Annotated in this window: 11 protein-coding genes and 1 tRNA gene; 9 read left to right on the top strand and 3 right to left on the bottom strand. The window is 58.7% G+C overall.

Features of this window, described 5'->3' with window-relative positions:
- The 6 genes from IH971_09065 to IH971_09040 all read left to right on the top strand — a co-directional run.
- A partial coding sequence (locus IH971_09065) for a 2-oxo acid dehydrogenase subunit E2 (GenBank protein MCH7497988.1) occupies positions 1 to 1,111 on the top strand: 1,111 nt, incomplete at its 5' end.
- 2 nt (positions 1,112 to 1,113) lie between these two features.
- Positions 1,114 to 2,043 carry a lipoyl synthase gene (gene lipA, locus IH971_09060; GenBank protein MCH7497987.1) on the top strand — a complete coding sequence of 310 codons (930 nt, stop codon included), beginning with the start codon at positions 1,114 to 1,116 and terminating at the stop codon, positions 2,041 to 2,043.
- A 22-nt stretch (positions 2,044 to 2,065) separates the two neighbouring features.
- The gene (locus IH971_09055; GenBank protein MCH7497986.1) at positions 2,066 to 2,359 is read left to right on the top strand and encodes a hypothetical protein; all 294 of its coding nucleotides are present in this window, start codon (positions 2,066 to 2,068) and stop codon (positions 2,357 to 2,359) included.
- Positions 2,360 to 2,406: 47 nt separating this feature from the next.
- Positions 2,407 to 3,339: a hypothetical protein gene (locus tag IH971_09050; protein MCH7497985.1), complete on the top strand. Its 933-nt coding sequence runs from the start codon at positions 2,407 to 2,409 to the stop codon at positions 3,337 to 3,339.
- A 157-nt stretch (positions 3,340 to 3,496) separates the two neighbouring features.
- The gene (gene lon, locus IH971_09045; protein MCH7497984.1) at positions 3,497 to 6,004 is read left to right on the top strand and encodes an endopeptidase La; all 2,508 of its coding nucleotides are present in this window, start codon (positions 3,497 to 3,499) and stop codon (positions 6,002 to 6,004) included.
- A gap of 16 nt (positions 6,005 to 6,020) precedes the next feature.
- A tRNA-Val gene (locus tag IH971_09040) sits at positions 6,021 to 6,095 on the top strand.
- A gap of 305 nt (positions 6,096 to 6,400) precedes the next feature.
- On the opposite strand, the gene IH971_09035 is transcribed toward IH971_09040, so the two are convergent.
- Complete coding sequence (locus IH971_09035; GenBank protein MCH7497983.1) at positions 6,401 to 6,877, bottom strand: hypothetical protein; 477 nt, start codon at positions 6,875 to 6,877, stop codon at positions 6,401 to 6,403.
- A gap of 248 nt (positions 6,878 to 7,125) precedes the next feature.
- Here IH971_09035 and IH971_09030 point away from each other — a divergent pair, with 248 nt between their 5' ends.
- Both IH971_09030 and IH971_09025 read left to right on the top strand, forming a co-directional pair.
- The gene (locus IH971_09030) at positions 7,126 to 7,641 is read left to right on the top strand and encodes a hypothetical protein (protein MCH7497982.1); all 516 of its coding nucleotides are present in this window, start codon (positions 7,126 to 7,128) and stop codon (positions 7,639 to 7,641) included.
- Positions 7,642 to 8,123: 482 nt separating this feature from the next.
- Positions 8,124 to 8,312 carry a hypothetical protein gene (locus tag IH971_09025; GenBank protein MCH7497981.1) on the top strand — a complete coding sequence of 63 codons (189 nt, stop codon included), beginning with the start codon at positions 8,124 to 8,126 and terminating at the stop codon, positions 8,310 to 8,312.
- A gap of 184 nt (positions 8,313 to 8,496) precedes the next feature.
- Here IH971_09025 and IH971_09020 read toward each other — a convergent pair whose 3' ends face one another.
- Positions 8,497 to 9,075 (bottom strand): hypothetical protein, encoded by a 579-nt coding sequence (locus tag IH971_09020; protein MCH7497980.1) that lies wholly within the window; start codon positions 9,073 to 9,075, stop codon positions 8,497 to 8,499.
- Positions 9,076 to 9,568: 493 nt separating this feature from the next.
- Between IH971_09020 and IH971_09015 the strand changes: the two genes are divergently transcribed.
- The gene (locus tag IH971_09015) at positions 9,569 to 11,650 is read left to right on the top strand and encodes a WD40 repeat domain-containing protein (GenBank protein MCH7497979.1); all 2,082 of its coding nucleotides are present in this window, start codon (positions 9,569 to 9,571) and stop codon (positions 11,648 to 11,650) included.
- Positions 11,651 to 11,673: 23 nt separating this feature from the next.
- Here the strand turns inward: IH971_09015 and IH971_09010 are convergent, their stop codons facing one another.
- Positions 11,674 to 12,741, bottom strand: coding sequence for a hypothetical protein (locus IH971_09010; protein MCH7497978.1), 1,068 nt, complete (start codon positions 12,739 to 12,741; stop codon positions 11,674 to 11,676).
- Between the last annotated feature and the right edge of the window lie 96 nt (positions 12,742 to 12,837).

Genomic DNA, 12,837 nt, shown 5'->3' with positions numbered 1-12,837 from the left:
CGTCATCGCTCGCATCGGCACGGAAGGCGAAGTCCCTGGCAAGGAGGTGGCGGGTGCTCCTGCTGAGGACCGCCCCAAAGCCGATGCCCAGCCGCCATCCACCGCTGGGCCCGGCGCCGGCAGTCAGCCCACCGTAGTCCCGCAGCCTGAGCGTCAACCCCAGCCCCCGGCTCCCCCGACGAGCCGCGCCAACGGCCGCTTCTACTCCCCGCTGGTGCGGGCGATCGCCAAAAAAGAGGGCCTGGCCCTCGACGAACTGGGCCGCATTGCGGGCAGCGGTCGCCAGGGACGCGTAACCAAGACCGACCTGCTGGCCTATCTCGAAGCGCGCGGGAAAGTCGCCCCGCTCACCGCTGCCGGCGAGCCGCAAGCTACCCCTGTCCCAGGCCGGGGTGAGGGCCTGGTGGACGAGGTGGTGCCCATGTCGCGCGTCCGTCAGCGCATTGCCGAGCACATGCGGCAATCGCTGGACACGTCGGCCCACGTTTATTCGGTCGCCGACTGCGATATGAGCCGCGCCGTCGAGGCACGCGCCCGGCACGGCGATGCCTTCCGCCAGCGGGAGGGGTTCAAGCTCACCTACACGCCCATGATCGCCTACGCCACCATCAAGGCCATCCGCGAGTTTCCCCTCACCAATGCCAGCATCAAGGGCGCCGATATCATCATGAAGCGCAACATTAACCTGGGTATCGCCGTGGCTCTGCCCGATGACAGCCTCATTGTGCCGGTCATGCAGCGTACGGAAGAGCTCAATTTCCTGGGGGTGGCCCGCAGCATGAGCGACCTTGCTCAGCGCGCCCGCGATGGCCAGTTGAAGCCCGATGAGGCCGTCGGGAGCACCTTCACCATTACCAATTTCGGGGTTTTTGGAAGCATCATCGGGCTACCCATTATCAACCAGCCCAACGTGGCCATCCTCGGTGTGGGTGCCATCAAGAAGGAACCGGTGGTCATGGAAACCGCGATGGGTGACAGTATTGTCATCCGCTCCATGATGATGCTCTCCCTGGGGCACGATCATCGCCTGGTTGATGGGGCCTACGGCGCACGCTTCCTGCAGCGCATTATCCACTACCTGGAGACTCTGGATTGGGAACAGGAACTGTAAGCATGCCGACGCCACCATTGGCATCCGCTGCTCAAACTGAGCGCGCCAACTTGCCCGCTGGATCCCGGCGGCCCCCGTGGATGAAGATCAAGATCCGCACTGAGGCCAACTACCGCGACATTCGCAGGCTCGTGCGCGACAAGGGTCTGCACACGGTGTGCGAGGAGGCTCGCTGCCCCAATATTTACGAGTGCTGGGAGCGCCGTAGCGCCACCATCATGATCCTCGGCGATGTCTGCACCCGTTCGTGCGGGTTCTGCGCGATCAAGACGGGGCGGCCATCGTCCCTGGATGAGCAGGAGCCCTCCCGGGCGGCCGAGGGGGTGAAGGCCATGGGGTTGGCGCACTGCGTCATCACCTCGGTTAACCGTGACGAACTGCCCGACGGCGGCGCCCGTATCTGGGCGGAAACCATCCGTGAGATTCACCGGCAGGTGCCCGGCTGCAGCGTGGAGGTTCTGATCCCCGATTTTAGGGGCGACCGCCTGGCCCTCCAGCAGGTCATGGCTGCCCACCCGGAAATATTGGCCCACAATCTGGAAACGGTGCCGCGCCTGTATAGCCGGGTTCGGCCCCAGGCAAATTACCGGCAAAGCCTGGAAGTTCTGCGCTACGCCCACGCGCATGGGATGACGGTAAAGGCGGGCATCATGGTAGGCATCGGCGAGCGGCCCGAGGAGGTGTATGCACTCTTGGCTGACGCCGTCGCAACGGGCTGCCAGATTTTCACGATCGGCCAGTATCTCCAACCCGACCGCAGCCACCTGCCCGTCGACCGATTCGTCCATCCCACGGAGTTTGACAGCTATCGTCGCGCGGGTCTCCGGCTCGGATTCAAGGTGGTGGAATCGGGTCCACTGGTGCGTTCATCCTACCACGCCGATGAGCAGGCGGCCCTGCTGGGTGCGCGTTCCGCGGCGCAAGCGGGGTAGGTGTGGCCGGCCCGGCAGAGCCATGGAACGCCCCCGCTCAGCACTGATTTCGGTTATTGTCGTGGCCGGCCTGCTGTTGGTTTACCTGGTCTACCGGCCCTCGTTTGCCGGCCGCCTGAGTCTGGGCGCTTCAGTGGCCACACCGCCGCCACTCAGCGCTCAGCCCTTTCATGCAAGTTTCGTCAGTGAGGAGGTTTGTCTGCAGTGTCACGCCCAGGGAAAAGAGCTCCCTTCGTTAGGACTGGTGGCCAAAAAGGTCCCCCACGAGCCGCGCCGCAACTGCGTGACCTGTCACCTGCTCCCCACGCGACTCTAGCCCGCATAAGAAGGCTTCTGTCTCTGGAGCCGGCCTGGGTTCGGGTCTTGCAGGTGAATCCCATCAGGCGAATATTCCGCAACGGGCCACCGGGAGCCCAGCTCCGGCTGCTCGCACTGCTTGTGCAGGAAAATAGCGGTGAGGCCAAGGCTATCATGCGCGAGCTGCGCAAGGGGTTGTCAGAAACCCCCGAGGTGGCGCGCATTCTGCGCCGACAGCGACCGGATGGCACCTGGCCGGTCGATGCGCCAACCCCTGACACGAAAGGGGCGGCTGGCCAACTGGTCCTTTTGGGGCTCCTGGAAAATCTCCACGCGCTGGTTCATCTTGGCGCCCACCGCAACTGGCCCGATGTGACCCGCGGCCTCCGGGCACTGCTGGAGCGCCAACGGCCCGATGGCCGCTTTGCACTGCTCTATCATCACCACGCCAGCATTGGGCGCCTGCTCATGACCTTGGGACAACGGAATGCGCCGCCTGTCCACCGCGCAGCCCACTGGATCGCAGAGCGCCAGCGCGAGGATGGTGGCTGGCTGCACCCCGAGATGGCGGGTCGGCGCGTCCGTCCGCCGTCGTGCCTCTGGACCACGGCGGAGGTGCTGGCCTTCATCGCCCGCTACCCCAGCTACCGGATCAAGCAGCGCCTGCCCCGCGCCGCTGAATACCTGCTGGAGCACGCCCTGGAAGCCAACTCCACCACGCTTCTCCCCGACGCCGGTGCGTGGGATGTGTTGGCGGAAGGGTCTCAGGGACAGCGCCTCTTTCAGGGTGGCACGCTGAAGGTGTTGGACGGCCTGTCACTGGCCGGCAGCAACCCGTCCAACACGACTTTCAAGAAGCTCTACACCTGGCTGTTGGACCAGCAGCTGGACAACGGCCATTTCCCCCGCGTCGCCGGACGAGACAGGGAAGGTGACGCATGGGTGACCGTCCGGGCGCTGGAGGTGATCCACCGCGTAGAGACCACCCGGCCAGTCTGACAATCTGCCAAAGCGGCTGCATTTTATTGGGAGTCAGCCATTGCGGCAGATGTTGCCCATCTAAACCGTCCGGTCCCTGTCAGCGGCATGATAGTTGTTGCTATTGGGGCAGGCGGGTCGGAAACTTTCACGGCACTAACTGTTAAGCGGGGTATCAATGTCTGACAGCGAAAAGAACGGGGACCAGGGACAGAACGAGCAGGTTGATCCGGAGGAAGTGAAAATCGCCGGGGGGGAAGAGTTCCCGGTCATGCCACTGCGCAACACCGTCCTATTTCCGCAGCAGATCATCCCCATATACATAGGCCGCGAGCAGTCGCTCAAACTCATCGACGATCTGCCCTCCGGCCGCAAGATGCTGGTGGTCGTGGCCCAGCGGGACGGCACCATCGAGGTTCCCACGGAAGACGATCTCTACGTTTGGGGCACGCTGGCCGTTGTCATGAAGATTTTCGACATGCCCGACAATTCCAAGTCGGCCATTGTCCAGGGCATCGCCCGCGTCAAAATCGACCAATTTCTCACAGCGGGCCCGTATTTCCGCGCGGTCATCAGCCGGGTGGACGAAACGGAAGACGACAGCCTTGAGGCCAGCGCACTGGTCAGCAACCTGCGCCAGATTTATCACCGCCTCATTGAGGTGGTACCCTATCTCACGGATGAACAGGCCAGCGTACTATCCAACATTCAGGATGCAGGTCGCGTGGCCGACCGCGCTATCTCCATGATGAATATCCCTAATCAGGAGAAACAGGAAATCCTGGAAGAGATGGAGGTCAAGCAGCGGTTGGAAAAGTCGACGGTGATTGTCAACCGGGAGATACAACGCGCCGAGCTGGGAGAGAAAATCCAATCTGAGGTGCAGGACGAGATTTCCAAGACCCAGCGCGAATACTACCTCCGCGAGCAGATGAAAGCCATTCGCCGGGAGCTGGGCGAAGACGAGCAGACCATGGACCAGAAAGAGCTGGAGGACAAGGTCAAAGCCGCGGAAATGTCTGAGGAGGCGGAAAAGGTGGCCCTGAAAGAACTGGAACGCCTCACCCGGATACCGCCGCAGTCGCCCGAGTTCACCGTTGCCCGCACCTACATAGACTGGCTCACCGACCTGCCGTGGAGCAAGTCCACCGAGGACAACAACGATGTGGTCAATGCCCGCCATATCCTCGACGAGGACCACTACGGTCTGGACAAGGTCAAGGAGCGCATCAGCGAGTACTTGGCGGTGCGCAATCTCAAGGCCCAGCAGGACGGAGACGGCACCCTCAAGGGCCCCATCCTCTGTTTCGCGGGTCCTCCGGGAACGGGGAAGACCTCCATCGGCCGGTCCATCGCCCGCAGCATGGGGCGCAAGTTTGTGCGCATATCGCTGGGTGGGGTGCGGGATGAGGCCGAGATTCGCGGGCACCGCCGGACCTACATCGGCGCCTTGCCCGGTCGCATCATTCAGGGGCTGAAAAAGGCCGGCACCAATAACCCCATATTCATGCTCGATGAGATCGACAAGCTGGGCATGGACTTTCGTGGCGACCCCAGCTCCGCCCTGCTGGAGGTGCTGGACCCTGAGCAGAACCATACCTTCAATGACCACTACCTCGAGGTGGATTTCGACCTCTCCAGGGTCATGTTCATCGCCACCGCCAACCGGAAAGACCAGATTCCCGGGCCCTTGCGGGACCGCATGGAAATTTTGGACTTTACCGGCTACATCGACGACGAAAAGGTGAACATTGCCAAGAGTTTTCTGGTCCCGAAACAGATCAAGGAGAACGCCCTCAAGCCCGCCCAGTTGAGCTTTCATGACAGCGGGCTGCGGGAGATCATTCACAGCTACACCCGTGAAGCCGGTGTACGCAACCTGGAGCGCGAAATTGCCAATATCTGCCGCAAGCGGGCCCGCGAGATTGTGGAAGGCAAGGGTGCGGAATCCGTCAAGATTACCAGCCGCGCCGTGAGCCAGTATCTGGGGCCGCAGACCTACCATTCCGAGGTGGCCGAACGCGCGCAGGAGCCCGGCATCGTCATCGGCCTGGCCTGGACGGCCGCCGGCGGCGACATCCTGTTCATCGAAGCCTCACGCATGCCCGGTCGCGGCCAGCTGATCCTCACCGGACAGCTGGGTGATGTGATGAAGGAATCGGCCCGGGCGGCATGGAGCTATGCCCGTGCACACGCCGCGGACCTGGGCATTGTACCCGACTTTTACAAGGCCTGGGACGTGCATGTCCACGTCCCCGCTGGCGCTATTCCCAAGGATGGCCCCTCGGCAGGCGTGGGGATGCTCACGGCCATTGTCTCGCTTCTCAGCGGCCGGCGCGTTAAGGAAAACGTGGCCATGACCGGCGAGATAACCCTGCGGGGCAACGTGCTGCCCGTGGGCGGGGTCAAGGAGAAAATTACCGCCGCACACCGGGCCGGACTGAGGCACATCATCTTGCCATTTGAGAACAAAAGGGATTTGGAAGATGTGCCCGCCAAGGTCAAGAAGGACCTGAAAATTTCCTTTGCCAAGCAGATGTCGCAGGTGCTGGAGCTGGCCCTGGAGCGGGAGCCCATGATACCACCCGCCACCGGTCCGGCTAAATCCGATGGGCGGGACTATGACCGCGACCACGAGCGCCCCGCTGTGGAGGATGTCTTCGGCGAAGGGGTGGTCGTTGAGTAGGCGGCGCCGAGTCCGGGGACGCTTAGCTCAGTTGGTTTAGAGCATCGCCCTTACAAGGCGGGGGTCACTGGTTCGAGTCCAGTAGCGTCCACATCTAAAAAGTAAAGGGTTAGGAGCAATTCTAACCCTCATTCATTTGCGACCTGTGACAGAGGCTGGACGAGAAGTTTATCCCGAGAGCGAAGCGATTCGGGAAGTCCAGTAGCGTCCACCGGCCCCGCCGGGCGCGGGGCTTATTTGCTTAGCACATCGCGATTTCTAAGCGCGGAGGGTGGCTCGCCAGGGAAGGCGCTCCTATGGTACCTGCGTGCGCTTTCAGGATAGAAACGCGCTCAGGGGGCATCCTGGGGCGTCGGGTGGGGGAGAATAAGCCTAGTCGCCCCCCTCGTTAGGGGTCTACTTGTACTTTATATCCTCGATAGCGTGGTACTGTGGGGCACTTGGAACACTACTAATTTTGCGACGCGCCGTGATGCCAGCGTCTTTCATTACACCCGTGGCTTGCGATTTGATGCTCTCTATCAGCTTTAGCGGATCAAGTTTATTGTCACCCGGCATATTTTCGGTGATGGAATACTCCTCTGTCTCCCAAGATGGTGCCGCAACCGGTCCGGGGTCCTCCCGGGGGTTGTTCTTCGCCAGGCTGAACTTCAGAAAGTGCGCACTCCCAGGCGAGCCGGCGTGTTCATGCTGGAAATTGTCGGAACAACTCTCAAATGTGTGGTGCGACAGCTCAAGGAGCATCTCAAAGGTGTCCTCGGGAAACTGCTCGAGAAGAATGTGATCCTCCCGATTGAAATAGAACTTGAATCTGGTGAGAACTAGGGTATTGTGGCCCTCGAAGCGGTAGTTGGTATTGTATTCAATCTGCATGGGACGCCCCCCGGATAAGGTTCGATAATTACGCCATATGATAGTTGTCGCGAGGTGGGCTTACAAGCAAAAAGCGCCCAGGACCCCTCCCTAGACCAATCGAGGTCCCACTCGCAGAAGTGGTAGGGATTAGGACCCTGGGCGGATAATGGTATGGAAAGAGTGGGCGATGTAAAGGGGGCTCGTTGCTTGAGGCAGAGTTGGCACGTTAATATAGGGTCGTACATCACGGAGGCAATTGGGGCATCATGGCAAAGACTACTTGGCTAAGAGATCAGATTGATCTCGGAAGATCTCAAATAATAGAACGAGATGCCAAAGCGCAAATTCGTGCCGTATCAATCGCCCGGCCAATGAGAACCCAGGGGGCCTATTTGAAGATTAGCTGGCTGCCAAGTTCTAAGAGGATTGGGTACCCGGCGGGAGACGTTGAAGTCATAACCTATGAACGCCCCCAGGATTACGGCGCTGAATTATTGCCTGCAGAAGATCTTAACGATTTTGAGAAAGAGGTAGTAAGGGCTGCCACTTTCTACGGTAACGAAATGGTTTATTGCATAAGAAATCGACCATATCCCGATGGCACCCTAGTGGAATCAATCAAATACGGTCCCTTCTCTGATTTCTCGAATCGGGATTACGACCCAATACTAGTTAAAACTTACGCCCACGTGTTCGAGGTTGTCGAGCCACAAGAACTGATAGAGGCCGCCGTCCGAGAGGGATGGAAGAATTGGACATTCAGAGCCTTTCACAGTGACTAAATAGCGACTGGCTACTTCTTCCCCTTCGATGAACGCCGGCCTGTCAAGCCGGAGGTATCGCGCCACAATTGCAGGCTAATTGCAAGTTCGCTCAGTCGTCACGACGGGAACGCATCGCCCTTATGAGGGGCGGGAATCCCTTACTACAGTCCGATCACGTCCACAGAGGCCGTGAGCATTTAAGCCCTTGATAGGTTATCTCTCTCCCCATCCCTTGCCCACCCTCCGCCCCCCGGTATCCAGTTGCTTTGGGGATTACGGCCGTAAATGTGGGCATCTGAGCGGTAGGCATGTCAACATACACCCATGCCCTTGAAAGTGTCATAGCGCGCCATAGCCTGCCTCAACCGGGATTGATTGGGGTGGTACTAGTCATGCCACAGGCAAAAAACGCCGGGAGGCATCCCGGGGGCTAAACTGCTACTGGTGTTTGTGCTGTAGCCCCCTGCTGGGCCTTACATTCAGCGGAAAGGAGATCACCAATGCCAGAACCCAAGGATAGGGAACCAGTCTCGCTTGAGGACCTGGTCTACGGCCAGTTGGTCCAGGTAGAGGCGATAACACGGCTGCTGGTGAGGAAAGGGATTATTACCAAGGAAGAGCTACTGGAGGAGGTGAAAACGGTGAGTGCCGAGCAGCACGGGAAAGCGGGAGGAGTGGGGATTGGCTGAGCCACATTGCCGCTGAGTCGAAAACAACGTGTAGGGCCTCCTGGGGGGTTGTTTTGGGGTAAAGAAATGCCCAGGACCCCTCCTCACAATGCATCCCACCGCTACAGGGTAGGTGGGAGTGAGGGTGGGGACCCTGGGCGGCAAAAATTACCTAAGGCCTAATAGCGCACTAGCACCCAGCAGGCTAATATACTTGAGGTAACAGTATGTCAAAGTTCTTAACGAGGCGACCGTCGCCGTCGTTGTCGCCGTCTCCATCGAGATCAACGCCTATCGGCAACCCGGCCATTTCCGGTTCGCCGTCGCCATCCACGTCGTTCCCTTCAAACATAGGACCGTCGGTATAGCTTCCCGTGGCTCCCAGGAACTTGCCTGTGCCACCGAGCAGTACCATGGGCTCCGAGCCCATCTCCGCGCCGGACATCACGAGCGTCCCCTGACCATCAATCTGGATGCGCTGAATGTATGCCGTAAAACCAGCGGGGCTGCCCACTTCCTCATCCAAGAATGCCCCCCAGCAGTAAAAGGTGCCGCTGCCAGGTTGCCCGTCGATTTGCGTAACACGTCCCTTCACCAGCCAAGTCTCGTTCGGCTCCGGAACCATGTCTCCGTTGCTGTCAATGAACGTTAGGCTGGCGTCGGAAATCTCGACTGTCAGCTCCGACGAGACGAAAGCCGGCGAAGGCCCCTTCCCTGCCATCCCTAGCAAGACCAGAATGGGGATAAACAAGAACAATGGCCAGAACCGAGTGAGTTTGTGCATCATACACCTCGTTGTTGGTACGGAGAACCAGTGTGGAAATTCAGGAAGGTGACACCTTCTCTGCCATGCTTAATGTCGTTAGAGGAGACTATACAGTCAAGAAAAAACGCGTCAGTCCAATGGTGCGCCGCGCTCTCGATGGGTCTATGGGAGGCCGGGCAAAGAAGCGCCCAGAGTCCCGCTCGTGCATGTCCCGTGTGGTGCTTGGAATCAGGCGTGACGATGGAATCCTGGGCGACTAATGGTACGGAGAAGGTGGGGGTATGTCAAGGGGTGGACATGCCTACAGGGGAGAAAGTGACTTGGCGGGCAAGGCGATTCCTAACTATTAGGCGCGAAAGGTGTTTGACTGCACCGATCAGGAGGCGTGTATAAGGACATGGAAAATGTTGAAATTGATATGCCCGAACCATAACATACGTCTGTGCCCTCCCTGCGTCTCACCCCCGTTTCCGATTGCGTTATAGGGGACTCAGAAATCAGGCCTACGCGAATGTTGAATGCCTTGATGCTGGCCGGGCTTATGGCGGTCCTGACTGTTATGGCCCGTGCCCAAATAACCGAAAATGCCCCGTGGAAGACTCTCAGAGGACATACCAAAAGGGTTAATGCCGTCGTTTTCGGAGCGGAAGGGCACCTTTTAGTCACAGGTTCGGATGACGCTAACCTCGTTATCTGGGACCTGCAAACCGGTCAGCAACTCCACGTATTAAGCGGACACAAGCAAGCGATCAGCTCCATCTCCCTATCACCGGGCGGCACTTACCTGGCAAGCGCTTCAATCAACGGCAGTGTTATCGTGTGGGACCTGCGATCAAGATTGCAGGCGACCATCATGCGAGGAACGGGACGCATCCGGTCGGTGTCCTATTCTCCGAACGGCAGATATCTCGCCCTTGGATCAACTGACAAGACAGCTCTTCTTCTAGAGGCGTCCAGCGGTACGCGGGTGGGGGTTTTCAGGGGGCACACCCACTGGGTAATGGCTACTGCCTTTTCTCCGGACGGGAAAACCTTGGCGACGGGCTCGCCCGACAAGGCCCTAAAATTATGGAATATCACCGATCGACAGGAAATAGCTTCGCTGGAACACCCCAAGGGCGTTTTGGCTGTCGCCTATTCACCGAACGGTCAGTTCCTGGCAACGGGCTCCTCAGACAACACCACCATCATCTGGAATGCAGCCGTACGGAAAAAAGTGCATTCTTTGACCGGGCATAAGGGCCCAGTAATCGCCGTGGCCTTTTCGCCCGACAGCCACTATCTCCTTACCGGATCTTTGGATAGCTCAGCCATGGTATGGGACGTGGAAACAGGGGTGGCGCTGCAGATCCTGCGGGGCCACAGTGGGCAAATCAAGGCGGTAGCCTATGCGCCAGACGGCACGTTCGTAGCGACTGCCTCGAGCGACAAGACCATTGGCGTCTGGCGGACATTCGGCCCTCTAATGACCCTGCTGGCGAAGAAACAACTGATCGTTGACCGGAACCATGCGAAGCGTGAGGCCGAGAAGAAGCGGCTGGTGGCTGCCAGAGGTGAGTTCGAGACGGCCCAGGCATACAAGCTGCGGGTACAGCGCTCTGATATCCTCGTGGCCCAGATTGATTCGCTGGCAGAAATCAAACTGGCGATAGACCTGGGCCCATTGCACAACCAGATCAGTGGCGTATTATTCCAAACCCTTGAGCCGGTGATCGGTCAGAGCGTTGAGCTAGGGCAGTACAATCCCGATGAGGAAACATTTCCTGTGCGATCATCTGGGACCGCTTTCAGATTATCGATCCCCATCTCAGCGGCGCCGGAGTTCAAGCAGAGGGCCAGCAGCCTACACCTTGAGGGAGAGCGTCAGATGAACCTAGAAGGGGTTTGGGCTTATTTCAACCTGGTGGTGATTGACTCAGAAACGGGCACCAATTACCGGATCGGCAAACGGGAGGTGCCAATAATGCCGCTGGGGGAGCTTATCGCGCGCAGGAGCCAGATTGAGGCTGACATGGAGGAGGAGATCACGCAACGCAGTAAGCACCTGTTTTACCCCCGAGGGGAGTTTGAACCGGAGAGCGCTTACCAGCAGCGGATGGCGCTGGCCAACCAGCAGCGAGCCCGCATTGTTTCCGTGATGAGGCAGCAGGGAGGGCAGACCATCGCTCTTCTGGAGAGCAGAATCAAGGAGAGCCTTCAGCAATCTAGAAAATCGTTCAGGCTGAGCCCGGTAGAACTGGGGCGCTACAGCATGGATCAGCAGAGTTTTCCCGTCACAGTTTTTGGCGAGAATTACGAGGTGCGTATCGAGCTTGGCAGGGCCATGGCGGTGAAGGAGCACAGCGCCGACTTGGTCGTGGAGGGCATGAGCCAGATTACCCTCAATGGGGAGAGGGAATATTTTGATTTGCACATTTTCGATCCCCAGACTAACAGCCGCTTTCCCTTCGGCGTCCAGATGTCGACGGTCGCTACTGAGTCAATCGGTGCGCAAGATGTGGAATCTATGGCAGCGCTAAAGATAATCAAAATTCTCCTGCCGGCAGACTTGACGGTCAGGCAAGTGGTGGGCAAGACCGAGCCGGGTAACTAGGCCCTGGGCGGGAGTACGTCCCCTCACAGATGCCACTTAATGGCCATATCGCCATAGGTGGTAACGACCCAGTGGCGGACGTTGCGTATGATTGTATCGTAGGCCAGTTCTGAGAAATCACCTTTCTCCAAAGGACGAACATCGTACTCCAGCGTAGCCGGATTATCCATGTTGACGCGATACTGTACCTCTCCGCCGTAGCCATTGGTTAGTATAATTAGGGTTTTTGAGAAGCCCTTGGTGGCAAGATCGAGGGCGACGCGCCTGTACCATTCCTCCAGATCGGCCGCTTGGGTCTGGAAGGGTTCAACGGTTTTTTCTAAGGCCGATAGGGGTATTATTGGGAAGCCTTCCTGACTGGCAGCAAGAAATGTGCCCGATTTCCCACCGGCGCCGTTCTTTAGTAGAATGATGCCGTAATCGTCATAGCTGATGGCCGTTACGGATCCGCCGTCGCCGCCCCAGAACTCCCCGGCGGCGGCTTCATTTGCCATGGCATTGGCGGAGGGGAAATGGCCGGCCATGAAGGCAATGACCTCATCTACTCTGGCGAAGGCAGTAACCTCCAGCACCCGAGGGATCTCGTAACGTTCCTCAATGGGCTGAAAATCGAGGACCGTCACGGGAGATGCCGAGGTGGCAGCTTCCCCCGCAGGCTTCGTAACATCCGAGGCATCCTCGGCGAAGGTAACATTAGAGATATCCCGCGCGACTTTCCCGATGCCTATACCGAGCATTTCGTCAATGGTTCCACGGTGATCAAATAGAGCGGATCGAAGGATTGAGCCGGAGCCGACATCGATGAGCCTGAGATCAACCGTGAAGGTCTCCCCAAGCTTTCCGAAGGTGCCAGCCAACATGAGTTCCACGCCCAGAAGTTGGCCCACCTCGACGGCGCATTCATCGGACGTGCAGCCGGTTTCCTGAAAGTCCAGTTCCGCGAGTATGGACTCCATCTGGCCGCGCTCCAGAACATTGAAGACACCAAACTGAACCAGGTGGGTGCGCAGGCGGTTGGTGAGGACGCGGGATTCCTGCTCGGAAATCCCCTCTGCATCAAACTCGAGAACCGCTAGGGCTTTTGTTCCCATTGCCCGAAGCGGGTCGCCCACCATGATTGTTACCAGTAAGAACACGATAAGAACCCACCGAGAATCGGCCGCCTTCATCATGTCACACCTATGCAA

Source organism: Candidatus Neomarinimicrobiota bacterium (genome assembly GCA_022560655.1).
Classification (GTDB): Bacteria; Fidelibacterota; Marinisomatia; order SCGC-AAA003-L08; family TS1B11; genus JADFSS01.
Note: the sequence above shows the minus strand (reverse complement) of the source record. Positions and strands in the feature narration are given on the sequence as shown.